The organism is Achromobacter insolitus (assembly GCF_002209555.1).
Taxonomy (GTDB): Bacteria; Pseudomonadota; Gammaproteobacteria; order Burkholderiales; family Burkholderiaceae_B; genus Achromobacter; species Achromobacter insolitus.
In genome coordinates this window covers 44,827-63,346 of sequence record NZ_NJIF01000007.1, presented here as the reverse complement: position 1 = coordinate 63,346, position 18,520 = coordinate 44,827, and the positions used below count along the sequence as shown (strand labels likewise).

The following is an 18,520-nucleotide window of genomic DNA, read 5'->3' as shown; positions in this document are numbered from 1 at the left end:
GTCAATCCTCCCCCAGCAGGCGGTGCGCCAGGCGCAGATGCGGCCGGTCGATCATCTTGCCGTCCAGCCGCAAGGTGCCCGCGCCTGGGTTGGCGGCGAATGCGGCGATGACCGCGTGGGCCCACTGCAACTGGCCGTCGTCCGGACTCAGCGCCGCGTTGACGGCGTCGACGTGGCGCGGATGGATGGCCATCTTGCCGACGAAGCCGTCGCGGAAGGCTTCGCCGGCCTCGGCCGCCAAAACCTCTGGCGCGTCCAGGTCGACGCAGACCGTGTCGATGGCGCGCACGCCGGCCGCCGCGGCTGACATCAGGCACAGCGATCGCGCCAGGCGGAAGGGTTCGGTGTAGCGGCCGGCATCGCGATTGCGCAGCGCGCCGACGTCGGCGGCCAGGTCTTCCGCGCCCCAGGACAGTCCCCACAGCCGCGGCGTGGCGTCGCGGTAGTCGTGCAGGCCGAAGAGGGACTGGGCGGTCTCGGTGACGATGGCAAGGATGCGCGTGGCGCCTGGGGCCGTGCCGGCCGCTGCCTCGAAGGCGTCCAGGTAGTGCGATAACTGCAGCAGGCCAGCGCGGCCCGCACACTTGGGCAGCACGATGCCGGAGGGGGCGGCGGGCATCACGGCCGCCAGATCGGCCAGGGCGTCGTCGCCCTCCAGCGCGTTGATGCGCACCCATAGCTGCTTGCCTGCCGAGCCCCGTTCCAGCATGGAGCGGACTTCCTTGCGTGCCGCGGCTTTCTGGTCGGGTGCGACGGAGTCTTCCAGGTCCAGGATCAGGGCATCGGCGGCGCTGGCGGCCGCATGATCGAATTTGCGCCCGGAATCGCCGGGCACGAACAGCAGAGAGCGAGTCATCGTGATCCTCCTGAGCGGCGCCGGGCTCAGGCCGGGCGCTTGCGCATCAGCGCCGAACGCTTGCACGTGGCCACGACTTCATCACGATGGTTGAGCGCGGTGTGCTCGAACTCGACGATGCCGGCGTTGGGACGGGATTTGCTTTCGCGCACTGACAGCACGCGAGTGCGCACGTGAAGGGTGTCGCCCGCGAAGACGGGTTTCGGGAAGTTCACGTCGGTCATGCCAAGGTTGGCGACCGTGGTGCCCAGCGTGGTGTCGTTGACCGTCATGCCGATCAGCAGGCCCAAGGTGAACAGGCTGTTGACCAGAGGCTTGCCGAACTCCGTCTGCGCCGCGAAATGCGCGTCCAGGTGCAGCGGCTGCACGTTCATCGTCAGGGAGCTGAACAGCACGTTGTCCATTTCGGTCAGGGTGCGGGTCCAGGCATGTTCGAACGCCTGCCCGGGCGAAAACTGTTCGTAATAAAGGCCAGCCATGTTCCTTCCTTCAAGAAGTGAGCGCCGGGCAGTCGCCCGGTTGTCGAGCGCCCGCAATCGGGATCCGGCTTGCGTTCTTGCTCTTGAACAAAAGTTTATAGATATGAACTCAAGCGAGCAATGGATTTTGCTTTGGCGTAAACCCGCAGCAAACGGGGGGCGCGGCATTGCGCCCCGAGGCATGAGCCGCAGGGCGAATGAGACAAAGGGGGACTGGCAGGCGCCTGCATGAAGCGCCTGGGGAGGGGATGGGCCTTAGTACGCCGGCACGGCGGGGGCCTGGCTGTCGATGCGCTGAGTCAGGTCGCGGCTGGCGGCGAGCAGGGTCTGGCCGATGAGGTCGGCGCGGGCGGCGGAACGGTCCAGGGGTGCGCCGACCACCAGCGCCAGCACGGCGCCGTACAGGACCAGGGGTGCGGCGACCGACAGGGTGTCAGCCTGGTGTTCCGCAAGATTGACGTGCCAGCCCCGGTTGGCTTCGGCGTCGATAAGTTGCAGCAGCTGCTTGTGGGTCTTGACCGTCTTGCCGGTATAGCGATCCAGGGTCAGGCGAGCGGCCAGCGCTTCGCGGTCGGCGGCCGGCATGGCGCCCAACAAGGCGCGTCCGGAGGCGGACGCATGCAGCGGCTTCAATTGGCCGACCCTGGCGGTGAAGCGCACGATGCGTTCGGGCTCGGCGACGTCCAGGTAGACCACGTGGTCGCCGGACCGTTGCGCCAGGATCAGGGTCTCGCCCAGCTCGTCGCGCAGCGCTTCCAGCGTGGGCCGGATGCGCGTGGTCAGTTGGTCGTGTTCGGCGACGGTCCGGGCTTCGTTCAGCCAGCGGCGGGTCAGGTAATAGCGGCCAGCCGTCAGGTGCGCGTAGCCGTCGCCTTCCAGGGTGTCGAGCAAGGCCAGGCAGCTGGACTTGGGGATGCCCAGCCCGGCTGCAATCTGCGACAGCGTGGCAGGCGCCCGCGTCGCAGCGAAGAATTGCAGAATGTCCAGGACGCGCCTGGCGCTTTTTACGTCGTTCGTGCTCATGCACGGGAATATATATTCATGAACGGGCAGCGGCAACCGCCGCTGCCCCCCTGCGCAATCAGTCCGCGTATACACCCGCCTTGCGGATGATGCCGCCCCATTTGTCGACCTCGGATTGCAGCCAGGTCTGCAGGCCCTGCGGAGTCTGTTTGGATTCCGGCACGATCTCGGCGCCCAGCTCCGCCATCTTTTGCGTGAAGGCGGGATCCTTCAGCGCGGCGCGCAAGGCTTCGTTGAACTTGGCGACGGCCTCGGGCGGCGTGCCCTTGGGCGCGTACACGCCATGCCACACCTTGACCTCGAAGCCCTTCAGGCCGTTCTCCTGCAGGGTCGGCGCATCGGGCAGCGTCTTGATGCGTTCGAGCGTGGTGACGCCGTAGAGCTTCACGCGATCCGCCTTGATCTGGGGAATGGTCTGGGTGGTCTGGTCGCACAGCACGTCCACCTGGCCTCCGAGCAGCGCGGTCATGGCTGGCGCCGTGCCGGCATAAGGCACGGTGGTGAACTGCACGCCCAGCGATTCCTGCAGCAGCATGCCGCACAGCTGTGACACCGCGCCCAGGCCGGCGTTTGCCAGGTTGATCTTGTTGCCGTTTTCCTTGGCGTACTTGATGAAGTCTTTCATGCCGTCCGCGGGCAGGTCCTTGCGGCCCAGCAGCGTCATCGGCACGTCTGCAACCTGGCCCACGTAGGCGAAGTCCGTCAACGGATTGAACGACAGCTTGCGGTATAGCGCAGGCGCGGTGGCCATGCCGTTATGGTGGATCAGGAAGGTATAGCCATCTGGCGCGGCGCGCGCCACGTGCTGCGAGGCGAGCGTGCCGCCGGCGCCGGTGCGGTTTTCGATGATGATGCTCTGGCCCAGCGTTTTGGACATGGACGCGCCCAGGCTGCGCGCCACGACGTCCGTGGGGCCGCCCGCCGCGAACGGCACGACCAGCGAGATGGGATGGTTAGGATAGGCGCCTTGGGCGCCGGCGTTGCCAGAGGCCAGGCAGGACAGGGCCAGCAGGGGCCAGGCCGCGCGCTTGAGCGCGCGCGCATAGATAGGGGGCATGTCTCGCTCCTTGTGGTTCTGTGAGGGCCCCCAAGGCAAAGCATGACGGCCGGGCACCAGTTTGGCGCGCTGGCGCCCGGATGAGAATTCGCAGTTCCGCAAGCCTGGTTTCGGTTGCTGGAAAGGAGGGTTTACGCGCAATGGCGATCGCGCAAGAACAAACGCCCGCAGCAACCTGGCAGTTGCCTGCGGGCGTTTGGCGCTGACGGCGAGGCCGCGTCCCTAATTTGCCTGGTCTTTGCCCGGGTCTTGCGCCAGCACCTGCGGCGCGCTGTAGCTGGGCGCCGGCGCGTCCACGGGTTCGGCGCGCAGCGGCTGGTGCACGCGGCTGGGCGGCACCAGCGAGTCCGGGGCGTCGGGATTGGTCCACAGCGGGTCCGGAATCTCGGCGAAGACCTGGCGCAGCCGTTCGCCCCAGGTGCCGCGGATCATGCGGAAGTATTCGTTGTGCTCATCGATGCTGGCGAAGTGCGTGACGCGCAGCGAATGGGTGTCGTAGACCAGCAGATCCAGCGGCAGACCCACCGAGATGTTCGAGCGCAGCGTGGAATCCATGGAGATCAGGGCGCACTTGGCGGCTTCGTCCAGCGAGGTATCGGGACGCAGCACGCGGTCCAGGATGGGCTTGCCGTACTTGGCCTCGCCGATCTGGAAGTACGGGCATTCCTGGCCGGCTTCGATGAAGTTGCCGGCCGAATACACCTGGAAGAGCCGGCAGCGTTCGGCGCCGATCTGGCCGCCGAAGATCAGGTTGACGTTGAAGTCCACGCCCTGCTCGCGCAAGGCCGGGGCTTCGTGGTGATAGACGTCGCGCACCGCAGCGCCGACACGGCGGGTGGCCTCGAACATATCGGGCGCATTCCAGACGGTTTCGCCGCCTTCGTGGTGCTGGCGCGCCAGCGCATTCAGCACGGCCTGGCTTACTGCCAGGTTGCCCGAGCTCATCAGCACCATCACGCGGTCGCCCGGACGCTCGAAGACGGTCATTTTGCGGAAGACGCTGATCTGGTCGACCCCGGCATTGGTGCGGGAGTCGGACAGGAAGACCAGGCCGGAATCAAGGCGGGCTGCGACGCAGTAGGTCATGATCGGAAATAGGGAAAACCACGCCGCATTGTATTGCGGCGCGGCAGACCGGATGTTACTGCTGGGCGGCGGTCTGGACCTGCACGCTGACCTCCATGGATTCCTGGCCGCCGCCGCTGCGCACGCCGCGCACCGGCGAGGCCGAGTCATAGTCCCGCGCCACAGCCAGCCGGCAATGGCAGTCGGAGGCGAACTGGCGGTTGGTGATGTCCACGCTGGTCCAGCCCACGTCGGGCAGCCAAACGTCCGCCCAGGCATGGCTGGCGGCGTGCTCGGCGGTGGTGTACAGGTAGCCGCTGACGTAGCGGGCGGGCACGCCCAGGCCGCGCACGCAGGCCAGGAACAGGTGGGCGTGGTCCTGGCAGACGCCATGGCCCATCGCCAGCACCTGGTTGGCGGCGGTGGTGACGTCGGTGGTGCCGGGTTCGTACGCGACGCGGTCGCTGACCGCCGTAGCCAGGGCCAGGATGTCGTCGGGCGTATGCAGTCCGTTGGGCAGCGCCTCGCGCACAAAGGCCATGATGGTGTCGTCGGCCTGGGTCAGCGGCGTCTGCACGCAATAGGCGTGCACCGGCAGGCGGCTGTCCTCGCTGCCCAGCAGGCCGCGTTCCAGCGGCGCCACCAGCACCTGTCCGACTACGCGCAGTTCGATGTCGGTGTGAGGTTGGTTCAGGGTGAGCGTATGCGTGATGTTGCCGTAGGCGTCCACCTGCTTGTCCAGTTCGCCGGGCGCTTCGATGTGCCAGCGCAGCACGCGCTGGTGTTCGTCGTCGCGCGGGGTCAGGCGCAGGGTCTGGATGCTATAGGCGACCGGTGAGGTGTAGCGGTAATGCGTAACGTGCGTGATGATCTGTTTCATTCCGGTCTCCAGGCTATGACAGCGGCACCAGGAAGTCCTGGCTGATCCGGTTGCCCAGATCGTTGATGCGGTCGAGGAAGTGCTCCAGGTACTGGTGCAGGCCGCTGTCCAGGATGTCTTCGACGCGGCCGTATTGCAGTTCGGCGCACAGCATGCCGGCGCGCCTCTCGGTTTCGGTCGAGCGCTGGTTGGATACGCGCGCCAGGTCGTCGGCAACGGCGCGCATCGAGGCCAGCAGCGAACGCGGCATGTCGCCGTGCAGGATCAGCAGCTCGGCGACGCGGTCGGGGGTGATGACGTCACGGTACACCTTGCGGTAGATCTCCAGCCCCGAGACCGAGCTGAGCAGCGCCGACCAGCGGTAGAACTCGCTTTGCAGGGCTGCCGCGCCGGCGGGGTCGGCGCGGCCGTCATTGCCGTTGGCGCCGCGTTCGTGGAACTTCACGTCCAGCATGCGCGCGGTGTTGTCGGCGCGTTCCAGGTGCATGCCGATGCGAAGGAAGTACAGCGCCTCGTCTTCCAGCATGGTGCCGATCGTGACGCCGCGGGCCAGGTGCGAACGGAACTTCACCCATTCGAAGAACTCGCCCGGATTGCGTTCCAGCAAGCCGGTATGCAGATGCTTCAGCAGTTCCAGCCAGGTGGTGTTGTAGGTCTCCCAGACCTCCGTGGTGAGGCTGCCGCGCACGGCGCGCGCATTCTCGCGGGCCGCGCGCATGCAGGAATAGATCGACGAGGGGTTCTCGGGGTCGCGCACCATGTACTGCAGCACGTCGTGCGGCGAGATGGACGCGTACTTGCTCTGGTACAGGCCCTGTAGCTCGGAGATGCGCAGCACGCCCAGCCACGAGCCCTCGCGCGTTTGCGCATCTTGCGGCAGCAGCGACATCTGCAGGTTCACGTCGAGCATGCGGGCGGTGTTTTCAGCGCGCTCGGTATAGCGGCACATCCAGAACAGGTTGTCGGCGGTTCGGCTCAGCATGTTCAGTCCTCCTCCAGCACCCAGGTGTCTTTGGTGCCGCCGCCCTGGCTGCTGTTGACCACCAGCGAGCCCTCGGTCAGCGCCACGCGGCACAGGCCGCCCGGCACGGTGCGGATGTCCTTGCCGCACAGCACATAGGGACGCAGGTCCACGTGGCGCGGCGCCACGCCCGATTCCACATAGGTCGGGACAGTGGACAGCGCCAGCGTCGGCTGCGCGATGTAGTTGGCGGGGTTGGCGCGCACGCGCGCCTTGAACGCCTCGACTTCGGCGCGCGAAGCCGACGGGCCCACCAGCATGCCGTAGCCGCCTGAACCGTGCACTTCCTTCACTACCAGTTCGTGCATGTGTGCCAGCACGTGCGACAGTTCGTCGGGCCGGCTGCACCGCCAGGTGGGGACGTTGGACAGCACCGGTTCCTCGTTCAGGTAGAAGCGGATCATGTCCGGCACGTACAGATACGTGGACTTGTCGTCGGCGATGCCGGTGCCGATGGCGTTGGCCAGCGTGACGCGGCCGGCGCGGTAAACCGACAGCAGGCCGGGCACGCCCAGTGCGGAGTCGGCGCGAAACGACAGCGGGTCGAGGAAGTCATCGTCCAGCCGGCGGTAGATGACGTCCACCTTGCGCGGGCCTTGCGTGGTGCGCATGTAGACGGTGTTCTGTTCGACGAACAGGTCCTGGCCCTCGACCAGTTCCACCCCCATCTGCTGCGCCAGGAAGGCGTGTTCGAAGTACGCGGAGTTGTACATGCCCGGTGTCAGCACCACCACGGTAGGGGCGTCCGCGCCATGCGGCGCCACTTCGCGCAGATTGTCCAGCAGCAGATCGGGGTAATGCGCCACCGGCTCCACCTTGATGCGGCTGAAGGCGTCCGGCATCAGCCGCATCGACATCTTGCGGTTCTCCAGCATGTAGGACACGCCCGACGGAACGCGCAAATTGTCTTCCAGTACGTAGAACTCGCCTGCGCCGGCGCGCACGATGTCCACGCCGGCGATGTGGCAGTAGATGTCCTCCGCCACGTCCACGTCCTGCATCTCGGGACGGTACTGGGCGTTCAGGAACACCTGTTCGGCGGGGATGACCCCCGCTCGCACGATGTCGTGCCCGTGATAGATGTCGTGGATGAACATATTGAGCGCGCGCACCCGCTGTTTCAGGCCGGCTTCCAGCAGGCGCCACTCGTCGGCGGGGATGATGCGTGGGATCAGGTCGAAGGGGATGAGGCGTTCGGTACCGGCGGCGTCGCCCGCCACCGAGAATGTGATGCCCACCCTGCGAAAGCTCAGGTCCGCCTCCAGGCGGCGCGCGGCCATGGCCTGCGCGGACTGCTCGTCGTGCCAGTGCTCGAAAGCCTGGTAGTGGGAGCGTATGCCGCCAGCGCTGTCGCGCATTTCGTCATAGGCGGCGGGACGGGATGATCTGTCCTTCATGGCTCCTCCGGTACTGGTGCCGGCGGCTGGCTTGCGCGCGACCGCCGTCCGGCCGATATCCGGCCGGTGTAATGGATTAAGCAACCCGCATGCCAGCCTGGCTGGCATGGGCGGGGGCGCCCCTCGGGATCAATATCCTCCGAAGGGCGTTACGGCGCCATCGCCGCAGCGGTTGAGGCCGGGGATGGCGAGCACGCCAGGCGCGGACTGGCCGGGGCGGGCGGGTTGAACGGGGTCAGTCGGACTGGCGCGGAAAAGCCTGGCCAGGAGAAGTGGGCAGCGCCTGCGGCGCTGTCGAGGGGAGGCGCGCAACGATGCGCGGGTGCTGCGTGATGGGGCCGGGCCGAAGCCCGGCGGCCTTGCTTATGTTAGGACTTGCACTGTTTTGGTGCAAGCCGGCGGGCAAAGCTGGTGCGTCAGTTCATGCGGAAGCTGTGCAGCGTGGCGCCGCCGGTGCCGCCTTGTTCCAGCGGCGCCTGGGGCACCCAGCCATCCTGGGTCAGCACCGCGTCCAGCGGGTAGTCGTGGGCGGCGGGTTCATAGCCGGCGTCCAGTTCGCCGCAGCTCCAGGCGATGCCGATGGTAATGAAGGGGTGGCCGCGCTCGCGCAGCGCAGCCAGGGTGCGGTCGTAATAGCCGCCGCCATAGCCCAGGCGGTCGCCCTGTTCGGTGTAACCCAGGGTGGGCACCAGTACGACGTCGGGCAGCAGTTCGGCACCCGCGACCGGTTCCTGGATGCCGTAGGGACCGGCCCGCAATTCGGCCTCTGGCGTCCAGGGCAGGAAGGCCAGGGGCGCGTTGCGTTCGCGCACCACGGGCAGCGCCACGGCCACGCCGTTTTCAACCCACTGCTGGAGCAGGGGGCGCAGGTCGGGCTCGTCGGCCATGGGCCAGAACGCGGCCACGGTGGCCGGCGCGGGACGGCCCGCGCGCACGGCCTCGTCACGGGCGACGTTCAGCCAGGTGAACAGCCGGGCGCGCATGAGCAGGCCGCCGCGGCTACGCTGGTCTTCCGGCAGTTCTGCACGCAGTTTTCGCAATCGCGCGCGTAGCTGTACTGCGGTATCCTCTGGAGTATTTTGCGTAGTCATGCTGTGGCGGTAAGAGGGATGGACAAATGATGGCGAACGTGCGGACGCATGCGGATGAACATGTGGATTGCCGGCATGCTGGCGTACGGCAAGGCCAGTGTATGAGGGACAGGGCATGACACAGACTCTGCAACCCGGACGGTATCAGAAAACCGCGCGGAAATCCGGGGCCGCCACCACTCTGGAAGCCGCTCCCGGCCTGCGCCGCTGGCTGCCGCTCCTGGCACTGTTCACCGCGGCCTGTGCGCCGGTGGACGCGCAACAGCGCAGCGCGGCGGTCAACACCCAGCCCCAGCCTCAGCCGACCGTACAGGCTGCGCAACCCGCCATTTCCGTGCCGCCTGCGGTGCTGGCTGGCCTGCCGCCGACTTCCCAGACGCCCGCGTTGGCCGCCGTGGTCGCCGCCCGCGAAGCCATGAATCGCAAGCAGTGGTCCGTACTGGGTGCGCTGGTGCCTCAGGCCAAGCCGGATCCGCTCGGCATGTATCCCGAATATTGGCTGCTGCGCTACCAATTATGGACCCCGCCCGCCACGGGCCGGCCCACTGCCGAGCTGCAGAAATTCATCAGCGGCAATTCCGACGCCTATCTGGCCGACCGCCTGCGCGGCGACTGGTTGCTGGCCGCGGCCCGCAGCGGGGACTTCGAAACCGTGCGCAAGCTCGCGCCGGTGAAGAACAGCAATGCGCAGATCGAATGCGCCATCCTCGATGCCAAGCACATGACCGGGCAGCGGGCCACGGCGGCGCAGGCCGCGGCCGTGTTCGCGCCGGGCGGCGCCTGCTGGGCGCTGTACGACCAACTGGTCGCCGACGGCATCATGGGCTGGGAACAGCTGGAGCCCCAGCTGCGCGACGCCATCGAGGCCAACAAGACCGCCGACGCGCGCAAGTTCGCGCAGTACATGTTCGAGCCGGCCGACCTGAAAACCTATGACTTGCTCATGAAGGATCCCATGAAGTGGCTGACGCGCCAGAGCCGTCAGCCCGTGGGCCGCAACGAGAAGGAACTGGTGACCATCGCCTTGGCGCGCCTGGCGCGTTCCGACGTCAGCGTGGCTGATTCCTATCTGCGCCGCGAATGGGGCAAGTCCGGCGACTGGTCCAAGTCCATGGCCAAGTCGAACCTGGCCTGGGTGCGCGGCCAGTACGCGCTGGTGGCCGCGCTGAACCTGGATAGCCGCGCCGACGACTGGTACCACGAGGCCGGCCACATCCGCATGACGGAGTACAACGCCGCCTGGAAGGTGCGCGCTGCCTTGCGCCAGCCCAAGATCGACTGGAAGTGGGTCATCGAATCCATCGACCAGATGCCCGCCTCGCAGCAGGCCGATTCGTCCTGGATCTACTGGAAGGCGCGCGGCCAGGCGGCACGCGGCAACAAGGAACAAGCTGCCGCCGCCTACGCTAGCATTGCCGACCGCTTCGACTTCTACGGCCAGCTCGCGGCCGAGGAACTGGGCCGGCGCATTACCGTGCCGCCGCGCCCGGCGCCTATCAGCGACCAGGAAATCACCGAGGCCCGCGCCAACCCCGGCCTGCGCCGCGCGATCCAGCTCTTCCGCCTCGGCTGGCGCGCCGAGGCCGTGCCGGAATGGAACTTCTCGCTGCGCGGCATGAGCGACCGCCAACTGATGGCCGCCGCCGAGCTGGCGCGCGCCGAGAACATCTACGACCGCGTGGTCAACACCTCCGACCGCACGGAAAAAGAGTTCGACTTCAGTCAGCGCTTCATTGCGCCCTTCGAGGGCCGCGTCACCGCCAAGGCCAACGCCATCGCGCTGGACCCGGCCTGGGTGTACGGCCTGATCCGCCAGGAATCCCGCTTCATCATGGACGCGCGCTCGCACGTGGGCGCCTCCGGCCTGATGCAGTTGATGCCGGCTACGGCCAAGTGGGTCGCGGGCAAGATCGGCATGAGCAATTTCACGCCCGACAGCGTCAACGATTTCGACACCAATACCGAACTCGGCACCAACTACCTGAATATGGTCCTGCGCGACCTGAACGGTTCGCAAATGCTGGCCAGCGCCGGCTACAACGCCGGTCCGCGCCGTCCGCACAACTGGCGTTCGACGTTCTCGCATCCAGTGGAAGGCGCCATCTTCGCCGAGACCATCCCGTTCAACGAAACGCGGACCTACGTGAAGAACGTCATGTCCAATTCGGTGTATTACGCGGCGATGTTCACCGGCCAGCCCCAGTCCCTTAAAGAGCGCCTGGGCAACGTCGTGCCGCTGGGCGCGGAAAGCACGTCGATCCCATGACGCGGGATCCGGCCACTGACGGCTTGCAGGTCTATATCGTGGGTGGAGCAGTGCGGGACGCGCTGCTCGGCCTGCCGCCCGGCGACCACGACTGGGTGGTGGTGGGGGCCACGCCCGAGGACATGGCGCGGCGCGGCTTCGTGCCCGTGGGCGGCGACTTTCCCGTCTTCCTGCATCCGCGCAGCAAAGAGGAATACGCGCTGGCACGCACCGAGCGCAAGTCGGGGCGCGGCTACAAGGGCTTCACCTTCTACACGGGCGCGGATGTCACGCTCGAAGAGGATCTGCGCCGCCGCGACCTGACCGTCAATGCCATTGCGCAGACGCAGGATGGCGAACTCGTCGACCCGCTGGGCGGCGCGGCTGACGTGCGGGACCGCATTTTCCGCCACGTCGGCGAGGCCTTCGAAGAAGACCCGGTGCGCATCCTGCGGCTGGCCCGTTTTGCGGCGCGCTTTGTCGATTTTTCCGTGGCGCCCGAGACCCTGGAACTATGCCGACGCATGGTCCAGGCTGGCGAGGCCGATGCGCTTGTGGCCGAACGGGTCTGGAAGGAATTGTCGCGCGGCCTGATGGCGGCCGCGCCCTCTCGCATGCTGGGCGTCCTGCAGCAATGCGGCGCGTTGGCGCGGGTGATGCCCGAACTGCAGGGCGTGGACGAAACCGCGGCCGAGGTGGACCGCGCCGCCGCACAGGGCCTGGCGCTGCCGGGCCGCTACGCATTGCTGTGCCGGCTGACGCCTGAGCGCGACGCCATGGGCCGCCGCCTGCGCGTGCCTACCGAGTGCAATGATTATGCGCGGCTGTTGCCGGAAGTGCTGACGGGGCTGGATGCGGCGGAACAGGGTTCGGACCCCGCCGATGCGCAACTGGCGCTGATGGAGCGCGCCGATGCGCTGCGCAAGCCGGAACGCTTTCTGGATCTGCTGGATGCGGCGGCCGTGCTGCGCTCCGTGGACCGAGCGGCCTGGCAATCGCGCGTGGCGATCGTGCGCGGCGTGGACGCCGGAGCTATCGCCAAAGCTTGCGCCGGAGAACCGGCGCGCATCAAGGAGCAGGTGCGCGCCGCGCGCCTGGAGCGCCTGCGGGCGCAGTAATTCCGCTATGGATCTGAAAACGTGGCGGCCATGCCTATGAGGCCGCCACGCGTTCCTACAGTTTGCCTAACCGGTCGCCGCGCGAGAACCCTGCCAGCGGTTCGGTGATGCCGCGTCCCACCGCCAATACCTTGAACAGTTCGCCCATCTCCGATTCGGACAAGAGCTTCTGCACGGGCGCCACGGCTTGCGCGTATTGCTGCACGTCGCTCGGATCCAGCTGCGCCAACAGATCCATCAGCCCCGCATTCATCAGGAAACGGGCCTGCGAGGTATAGCCCAGGACTTGCATGCCGGCCTCGAGCGCGGCATCCGCCATGGCGGTGAAGTCGACGTGAGCGGTGATGTCCTGCAGGCCGGGCGCGGTGAACGGATCGCCATGGGCGTGATGGCGTAGATGGCACATGAGCGTGCCGCCGGCCCGCTGCGGATGGTAGTACTCGCTGCGCGGAAAGCCGTAGTCCACCAGCAGCGCCGCGCCGCGTTCCAGCCAGCCGCCCATGGCGGCGATCCAGGCTTCGCCTTGCAGGTTGATCTCGGACACGTAACCGGGCAGGGCCGGCATGCGGGCGGCGACAGCGGCGGCTAGCGCTGGCGGCGCGGGGCGGTCTTCCCAGACGAAGCCTTGCGCGGCGTCCATCGCCACGCCGCGCTCCAGCACCTCGCCCGTATCGCTCCAGCGGAAGATCGACACGGGCATCGCGTCCAGCACTTCGTTGGCCAGCACGCAGCCGGCAAAGCGCTGGGGCAGCGCGTCCAGCCATTGCACGCGCTCGCCGAATGCCGCCAGCCTTTCAGCCTGGCGGGCGCGCAGGTCGGCCGACACTTCCAGGATCAGGTAGCGGGTTTGATCCAGGCCCATCGCATCCAGTTCGCGCAGCACGCCTTCGGCCAGGGCGCCGGTGCCGGCGCCGAATTCCAGCACGGCGTCGGTCTGCGTCTGGCGCAGCACCTGGGCGGCCTGGCGCGCCAGCGTGCGGGCGAACAGCGGCGTCAGCTGGGGCGCGGTGACGAAGTCGCCGGCAGGCGCGCGGACGTCGCCGTCGGCCTCGGCCAGCTTGACGTTGCCGGCCGCGTAATAGCCCAGCCCGGGCGCGTATAGAGCCTGCGCCATCCAGTGGTCGAACGACAGCCAGCCGCCATGGGTGGCGATGGTGGCGCGCAGATGCGCGGCAGCGGCTGCGCTGTGTTCCTGGGCGGCAGGGGAGAGGGCGGGCAGGTTGGCGGGGGCGGATCGTTGCATGGTCGGGCGGTGCGTGGACAAGCGGACATTTTCCCAAAAAACAAACCCCGCGACAGGCGCGGGGTTTGTGTTGGGTTCAAGCGGGCGGATTAGCCGCGGCGGTCAGCCGACTTGCCGAAGCGCTTGGCGGGGCCGCCGGGGCGCTTGTCGAACGAGGGCTTGCCACGGAAACCGCCTTCCGGACGGTCGCCGCCGCGGAAGCCGCCTTCACGCTGCGGACGGTCGCCGAAGCTGGGACGGTCGCCAAAGCTCGGGCGGTCGCTGAAGCTGGCGCGGTCGTTGAAGCTGGGACGCGAATCACGGTCGCCGCCACGGAAACCGCCTTCACGCGGGCCGCGCTCACTGAACGGGCGGGCGTCGCGCTGAGGGCGGTCGCCATAGCTGGGACGGTCGCCGAAGCTGGGACGCGAATCGCGGTCGCCGCCGCGGAAGCCGCCTTCGCGCTGGGGGCGGTCACCGAAGGGACGGTTGCCCTGGTAGCCGCCTTCACGCTGCGGACGGTCGCCGAAGCTGGGGCGATCGCTGAAGGAGCGTGCCGGGCGATCGCCGAACGGGCGATTGCCTTGGTAGCCGCCTTCGCGAGGAGCGCCGTCGCGGTTGCCTTGGTAACCGCCTTCACGCGGCTTGAACTCGCCACGCGGGCCGCCGAAGGAACGACCCTCGCGGTTGCCCTGGTAGCCGCCGCCAGGACGCTTGCCGAACGGCTTGCCGCCACGCGGACCGGCGCCAGTCGAGGGACGCGGGGTGCGCTTGGGCTCCAGCCCAGCGATCACTTCAGGGGTGATCGATTGGCCGATGTAGTGTTCGATGCGGCGCACCTTGTGGCGCTCGGAGTGGGTGGCCAGCGTGAAGGCCAGGCCATTGCGGCCGGCGCGGCCGGTGCGGCCGATACGGTGCACGTAGTCTTCAGCCTGCATCGGCAGGTCGAAGTTGACGGCGTGGCTGATGCCTTGCACGTCGATGCCGCGGGCGGCCACGTCGGTGGCGACCAGAATACGCAGTTGGCCGCGTTGCAGTTGCGACAGTGTGCGGGTGCGCTGGCGCTGGTTCATATCGCCATGCAGGGCGGCGGCGGCAAAGCCCTGGTCGGCCAGGCGGTCGGCCAGATCGTCGGCGCCGCGCTTGGTCGACGTGAAGACGATGGCCTGGTCCAGCGAGGCGTCGCGCAAGACGTGGTCCAGCAATTGCATCTTGTGGCTGGCGTCGTCCGCGTACAGCAGGCTTTGCGTGATGTTGGTGTGCTTTTCCTTGTGGCCGGCGATCTCGATGCGCTGCGGTTCGCGCATCATGCGCGAGGCCAGCTTGGCGACGGTGCCGTCGAGCGTGGCCGAGAACAGCAGCGTCTGGCGGCCTTCGGGCAGGCGGCTGACGATGGTCTCGATATCTTCGATGAAGCCCATGTCCAGCATGCGATCGGCTTCGTCGAGCACCAGCGTGTGCACGGTGTTCAGCTTGACGCGGCCCGAGTTCAGGTGGTCGATCAGGCGCCCCGGGGTGGCGACCAGCACGTCCACGCGGCGCGACAGCGCCTTGAGCTGCGCGCCGTAGGGCATGCCGCCCACAACGGTGGCGGTGCGCAGATCGGCCAGCTTGCGGCCGTAGGTGGCGGTTGCGTCGGTGACTTGCAGGGCCAGTTCGCGGGTCGGGGTCAGCACCAGGACCTGCACGCCGACGCCCTTGTTGGCGGGCATCTGGGCAATGCGGTGCAGCGCCGGCAGCATGAAGGCGGCGGTCTTGCCGCTACCCGTCTGCGAGGACACCATCAGGTCGTGACCAGCCAGGGCCTGCGGAATGGCGGCGGCCTGGACGGTGGTGGGGGTGGAGAAGCCAGCGTCTTGGAGGGCCGACAACAGAGCGGGCGCAAGACCCAGGTTTTCGAAAGACATTACTTTCCCTTGCCGCGATCAATGCGGCGCAGTGCTTGGTCGGGCCAGGGGATTAGGCGGCCGGATCCAGGCGACGGTTGATGGAGCATCGTGCCGACCGAATCAACCGTGCGCGTGGCGCGTTCTCGTATACCGACTGGAACGCAGGGCGAAAGGAAAGGAGGTCAGGAATCGATGATGTTCGGCATGGGGCCGGGGCTGTTTGCCCGGCAGACTGCGAAAACTTCCGCTAAATCAAGGCGGTAAATGCCGAACTCGTTTTGTGCAGTGCGGCGATCATAACCTGAATTCGCCCTGCATGGGAATTATTTTTTTGTCCAGTCCCCAATCAATAGGGTTTTTCCCTTGGTTGGCCAGCCATTGGTTGGTGGCCAGGAAGTGGCCGCAGCCCAGGAAAGGCACCGGCGGCCTCCGCGCGGACAGTGGCGACGGGTGGTTGGACATCAGGACCAGATGACCACTGTTGTTCGGCAGCAACGCCCGCTTGGCCTGGGCATGGGCGCCCCAGAGCATGAAAACCTTCGGCGAGGCGTCCCGGGCCACCAGGGAGATCAGGGCGTCCGTCACCGTTTCCCAGCCCCGCTTGGCGTGGGATGCGGGCTGGCCGTCTTCCACCGTCAGCGCGGTGTTCAGCAGCAGCACGCCTTGATCGGCCCAGCTGGCAAGGTCATTGCCGGCGGGCACGGCGGTGCCCGGAAACTCCTGGGCGATCTCATTGAAGATGTTGCGCAGGCTGGGCGGACGTTTGCAGTCGTCCGGCACCGAGAAGGCCAGGCCCTGCGCCTGGCCGGGGCCATGGTAGGGATCCTGGCCCAGGATCACCACGCGCACGTCGGAGGGCGCCAGGCCCTGCAAGGCGCGGAAAGGCGTCGCGGGATAGACGGTCGCGCCTTCGCTCAGGCGTTTTTCGACATGGGCGGTCACGGCGGCCAGGGCCTCGGCCACCGGCTTGGAGGTGAAAGCCTCCTGCCAGGGGGCGGGCAGTTGCGCCGTCTGGGCGGCGAGGGCGTGGGGTGTCAGTCGGTTATCGGTCGGCATGGGCGGGATTTTGGCATAGGGCGGGCGGCAGGCCGGAGGCGCGCCGCCCGCTCCCGGATCACACCGGCCAGCCGTCCTGGCGATAGGCGGAATCCCAGAACATCCATTCCAGCTGCGCGGCGCGCGTGTAGGCCGCGTGCATCTGTTCGAGCGTGTCGGGCGATGCCTTTTCGGCGACGCGGTCGACTGCCGTGATGACCTTGCGCACGAGCGTGTGGAAGTCCTCGCACGCGTAGGCCTCGATCCAGGCAGCATAGGGGTTGGGTTGTGCCGCCCGCGCATGGATCTCGCGGCCGATTTCCGCGTAGATCCAGAAGCACGGCAGCAGGGCGGCCAATGCGACCGGGTAGGGGGCGCTCCAGGCAGTGGCGATCAGGAAACTGGTGTAGTGGTGGCAGGCGGGCGTGAGCGGGGTGGCTTCGAAAGTCGCGGCATCGACGCCGAACTGCTGCAGAAAGCCCGCATGCAGGGTGCGTTCCGCCACGACGGCGCCCTTGGCGGCATCCGCGAATTGCACTACGCCGTCGGCGTCGTCGGCCTTGCCGGCCGCGATGGCCAGCGCGCGCCCGAACGCCACCAGGTAGTGCGCGTCCTGGATCATGTAATGCTTGAACGCGTTCTCGTCGAGCTGGCCGCTGGCCAACTCCCGGTTGAACGGCATGTCGCGCGTTTTCTCGTACAGGGCGGCATTGCGCGCCCAGGCGTCGGAGCTGAAAGACATGGGGTTCCTCTAGGCAGACTGCCGGCGCGCGGCCGCGCGCCGGTCCACAAAGAGGGCTAGGGTATCAAAGACCGCGCGAGTAAAGGCACCGCGTCTGGCATCACTGCATGTACCAGCCGTGGCTGACCACGAAGGACTGGCCGGTAAAGGCGGCGCTGGGGAAGGCGGACAGGAACAGGGCGGTCTGCGCCACGTCCTCGACCGTCGTGAACACGCCGTCGACCGTGTCGCCCAGCATCACCTTCTTGACCACTTCCTCTTCGCTGATACCCAGTTCCTTGGCCTGTTCGGGGATCTGCTTTTCCACCAGCGGCGTGCGTACGAAACCCGGGCAGATGACATGCGAGCGCACGTTGTGCGCCGCGCCTTCCTTGGCCAGCACGCGTGCCAGGCCAAGCAGGGCGTGCTTGGCGGCTACGTAGGCGGACTTCAGCGGCGAGGCTTCATGAGAATGGACCGAGCCCATGTAGATGACCACGCCGCCGCGGTCGTCCTTGTACATATGCTTGAGCGCCGCCTTGGTGGTCAGGAAGGCGCCGTCCACGTGGATCGCCTGCATTTTCTTCCAGTCCGAGTAGGAGAAGTTCTCGATCGGATTGACGATCTGGATGCCCGCGTTGGAGATCAGGATGTCGATACTGCCGTAGGCGGCGGCGACGCGGTCGATGCCCTGGTTCACGGCTTCTTCGCTGGTGACGTCCATGGCGACGCCCATGGCCTTGCCGCCGGCTTGTTCGATTTCGCGAGCGACGGCGTCGGCGCCCGCCTGGTTCAGGTCCGCGATGGCCACGGCTGCCCCGGCGCGCGCCAGCGTGAGGGCGATTTCCTTGCCGATGCCGCTGGCCGCGCCGGTGACGACGGCGACTTTTCCATTCAGGTTGTGCATGCTGGAACCTCCGGTTGGATTGCCGGTGGGCCGGGCCGCGCCCTGTCGCCCACGGATGCGGGGAGCATGGACTGATGGTAGCGCCGCAGGATGAGAGCTGGCTGAACGCGCCGCGCGGATGTCAGGTCTTGCGCTTGCGGTGATGTCGGACGTAGTCCTGCAGGGCGTCGCGCAGCACGACGGCCTGGTTGTGTTCCGTGTTGCGGGCGCCGTAAAGCAGGGTCAGCGGGCGGTCGCCGGCCGCGTCCAGCAGGGCGGCCATGCGGGCTTGTTGCTCGGGTGCGGCGAGTTCGGCCTGGTAGCGCGCGCGGAATTCATCCCAGCGCTCTTCGATGTGGCTGAACCATTTGCACAATTCCTGGGTGGGCGCAATATCGCGGGCCCATTCGTCCAGGTGCAGGTCGGCCCGCCGCAGCCCGCGCGGCCACATGCGGTCCACCAGCGCCCGGTAGCTGCCGTCCGGGCCGATGCCTTCATAGACGCGTTGCACGGAAATGGCGGACGGTTTCATGGC

17 protein-coding genes are annotated in these 18,520 nt (G+C 67.3%); 2 read left to right on the top strand and 15 right to left on the bottom strand.

What is annotated here, in order from left to right:
- Position 1: 1 nt before the first annotated feature.
- The 9 genes from CEY08_RS20810 to CEY08_RS20770 all read right to left on the bottom strand — a co-directional run bounded on the left by CEY08_RS20810 (position 2) and on the right by CEY08_RS20770 (position 8,869).
- A complete protein-coding gene (locus CEY08_RS20810) occupies positions 2-856 on the bottom strand; it encodes an HpcH/HpaI aldolase/citrate lyase family protein (protein WP_076816697.1) in 855 nt (284 codons plus the stop codon).
- Positions 857-882: 26 nt separating this feature from the next.
- On the bottom strand, positions 883-1,335 hold the full coding sequence (locus CEY08_RS20805; RefSeq protein ID WP_042796041.1) for a MaoC family dehydratase: 453 nt from the start codon (positions 1,333-1,335) through the stop codon (positions 883-885).
- A 255-nt stretch (positions 1,336-1,590) separates the two neighbouring features.
- Positions 1,591-2,358 (bottom strand): IclR family transcriptional regulator, encoded by a 768-nt coding sequence (locus CEY08_RS20800; protein WP_076816695.1) that lies wholly within the window; start codon positions 2,356-2,358, stop codon positions 1,591-1,593.
- A gap of 58 nt (positions 2,359-2,416) precedes the next feature.
- The gene (locus CEY08_RS20795; RefSeq protein WP_042796042.1) at positions 2,417-3,415 is read right to left on the bottom strand and encodes a tripartite tricarboxylate transporter substrate-binding protein; all 999 of its coding nucleotides are present in this window, start codon (positions 3,413-3,415) and stop codon (positions 2,417-2,419) included.
- A gap of 222 nt (positions 3,416-3,637) precedes the next feature.
- Positions 3,638-4,501, bottom strand: a complete 864-nt coding sequence (locus CEY08_RS20790; protein ID WP_076816692.1) for a proteasome-type protease — start codon at positions 4,499-4,501, stop codon at positions 3,638-3,640.
- A gap of 55 nt (positions 4,502-4,556) precedes the next feature.
- Positions 4,557-5,360 carry a transglutaminase family protein gene (locus tag CEY08_RS20785; protein ID WP_076816690.1) on the bottom strand — a complete coding sequence of 268 codons (804 nt, stop codon included), beginning with the start codon at positions 5,358-5,360 and terminating at the stop codon, positions 4,557-4,559.
- Between the two features lie 13 nt (positions 5,361-5,373).
- Positions 5,374-6,342 (bottom strand): alpha-E domain-containing protein, encoded by a 969-nt coding sequence (locus CEY08_RS20780; protein ID WP_076816687.1) that lies wholly within the window; start codon positions 6,340-6,342, stop codon positions 5,374-5,376.
- Between the two features lie 2 nt (positions 6,343-6,344).
- Complete coding sequence (locus tag CEY08_RS20775) at positions 6,345-7,778, bottom strand: circularly permuted type 2 ATP-grasp protein (protein WP_042796046.1); 1,434 nt, start codon at positions 7,776-7,778, stop codon at positions 6,345-6,347.
- A gap of 416 nt (positions 7,779-8,194) precedes the next feature.
- Positions 8,195-8,869: a 5-formyltetrahydrofolate cyclo-ligase gene (locus tag CEY08_RS20770; protein ID WP_042796047.1), complete on the bottom strand. Its 675-nt coding sequence runs from the start codon at positions 8,867-8,869 to the stop codon at positions 8,195-8,197.
- Between the two features lie 115 nt (positions 8,870-8,984).
- Between CEY08_RS20770 and CEY08_RS20765 the strand changes: the two genes are divergently transcribed.
- Together CEY08_RS20765 and CEY08_RS20760 are read left to right on the top strand one after the other, a co-directional pair.
- Positions 8,985-11,135, top strand: coding sequence for a lytic transglycosylase domain-containing protein (locus CEY08_RS20765; protein ID WP_042796048.1), 2,151 nt, complete (start codon positions 8,985-8,987; stop codon positions 11,133-11,135).
- Positions 11,132-12,232: a tRNA nucleotidyltransferase/poly(A) polymerase-related protein gene (locus tag CEY08_RS20760; protein WP_076816685.1), complete on the top strand. Its 1,101-nt coding sequence runs from the start codon at positions 11,132-11,134 to the stop codon at positions 12,230-12,232. Before CEY08_RS20765 ends, CEY08_RS20760 begins: the two co-directional genes overlap by 4 nt.
- Before the next feature lie 55 nt (positions 12,233-12,287).
- On the opposite strand, the gene CEY08_RS20755 is transcribed toward CEY08_RS20760, so the two are convergent.
- The 6 genes from CEY08_RS20755 to CEY08_RS20730 form a co-directional block, all read right to left on the bottom strand.
- Positions 12,288-13,475 (bottom strand): class I SAM-dependent methyltransferase, encoded by a 1,188-nt coding sequence (locus CEY08_RS20755; RefSeq protein WP_076816682.1) that lies wholly within the window; start codon positions 13,473-13,475, stop codon positions 12,288-12,290.
- Between the two features lie 89 nt (positions 13,476-13,564).
- Complete coding sequence (locus tag CEY08_RS20750) at positions 13,565-15,361, bottom strand: DEAD/DEAH box helicase (protein ID WP_076816680.1); 1,797 nt, start codon at positions 15,359-15,361, stop codon at positions 13,565-13,567.
- Between the two features lie 276 nt (positions 15,362-15,637).
- A complete protein-coding gene (locus tag CEY08_RS20745; protein WP_076816677.1) occupies positions 15,638-16,399 on the bottom strand; it encodes a uracil-DNA glycosylase in 762 nt (253 codons plus the stop codon).
- Positions 16,400-16,457: 58 nt separating this feature from the next.
- Positions 16,458-17,120 carry a thiaminase II gene (gene tenA / locus CEY08_RS20740; RefSeq protein ID WP_063962556.1) on the bottom strand — a complete coding sequence of 221 codons (663 nt, stop codon included), beginning with the start codon at positions 17,118-17,120 and terminating at the stop codon, positions 16,458-16,460.
- 100 nt (positions 17,121-17,220) lie between these two features.
- Positions 17,221-18,006, bottom strand: a complete 786-nt coding sequence (locus CEY08_RS20735; RefSeq protein WP_063962557.1) for a 3-hydroxybutyrate dehydrogenase — start codon at positions 18,004-18,006, stop codon at positions 17,221-17,223.
- Between the two features lie 121 nt (positions 18,007-18,127).
- On the bottom strand, positions 18,128-18,517 hold the full coding sequence (locus CEY08_RS20730; RefSeq protein WP_042796052.1) for a DUF488 domain-containing protein: 390 nt from the start codon (positions 18,515-18,517) through the stop codon (positions 18,128-18,130).
- Between the last annotated feature and the right edge of the window lie 3 nt (positions 18,518-18,520).

Coding starts and splice junctions, on each gene's coding strand:
- CEY08_RS20810 (WP_076816697.1), bottom strand. CDS start 856: ATGACTCGCTCTCTGCTGTTCGTGCCCGGCGATTCCGGGCGCAAATTC.
- CEY08_RS20805 (WP_042796041.1), bottom strand. CDS start 1,335: ATGGCTGGCCTTTATTACGAACAGTTTTCGCCCGGGCAGGCGTTCGAA.
- CEY08_RS20800 (WP_076816695.1), bottom strand. CDS start 2,358: ATGAGCACGAACGACGTAAAAAGCGCCAGGCGCGTCCTGGACATTCTG.
- CEY08_RS20795 (WP_042796042.1), bottom strand. CDS start 3,415: ATGCCCCCTATCTATGCGCGCGCGCTCAAGCGCGCGGCCTGGCCCCTG.
- CEY08_RS20790 (WP_076816692.1), bottom strand. CDS start 4,501: ATGACCTACTGCGTCGCAGCCCGCCTTGATTCCGGCCTGGTCTTCCTG.
- CEY08_RS20785 (WP_076816690.1), bottom strand. CDS start 5,360: ATGAAACAGATCATCACGCACGTTACGCATTACCGCTACACCTCACCG.
- CEY08_RS20780 (WP_076816687.1), bottom strand. CDS start 6,342: ATGCTGAGCCGAACCGCCGACAACCTGTTCTGGATGTGCCGCTATACC.
- CEY08_RS20775 (WP_042796046.1), bottom strand. CDS start 7,778: ATGAAGGACAGATCATCCCGTCCCGCCGCCTATGACGAAATGCGCGAC.
- CEY08_RS20770 (WP_042796047.1), bottom strand. CDS start 8,869: ATGACTACGCAAAATACTCCAGAGGATACCGCAGTACAGCTACGCGCG.
- CEY08_RS20765 (WP_042796048.1), top strand. CDS start 8,985: ATGACACAGACTCTGCAACCCGGACGGTATCAGAAAACCGCGCGGAAA.
- CEY08_RS20760 (WP_076816685.1), top strand. CDS start 11,132: ATGACGCGGGATCCGGCCACTGACGGCTTGCAGGTCTATATCGTGGGT.
- CEY08_RS20755 (WP_076816682.1), bottom strand. CDS start 13,475: ATGCAACGATCCGCCCCCGCCAACCTGCCCGCCCTCTCCCCTGCCGCC.
- CEY08_RS20750 (WP_076816680.1), bottom strand. CDS start 15,361: ATGTCTTTCGAAAACCTGGGTCTTGCGCCCGCTCTGTTGTCGGCCCTC.
- CEY08_RS20745 (WP_076816677.1), bottom strand. CDS start 16,399: ATGCCGACCGATAACCGACTGACACCCCACGCCCTCGCCGCCCAGACG.
- tenA (WP_063962556.1), bottom strand. CDS start 17,120: ATGTCTTTCAGCTCCGACGCCTGGGCGCGCAATGCCGCCCTGTACGAG.
- CEY08_RS20735 (WP_063962557.1), bottom strand. CDS start 18,006: ATGCACAACCTGAATGGAAAAGTCGCCGTCGTCACCGGCGCGGCCAGC.
- CEY08_RS20730 (WP_042796052.1), bottom strand. CDS start 18,517: ATGAAACCGTCCGCCATTTCCGTGCAACGCGTCTATGAAGGCATCGGC.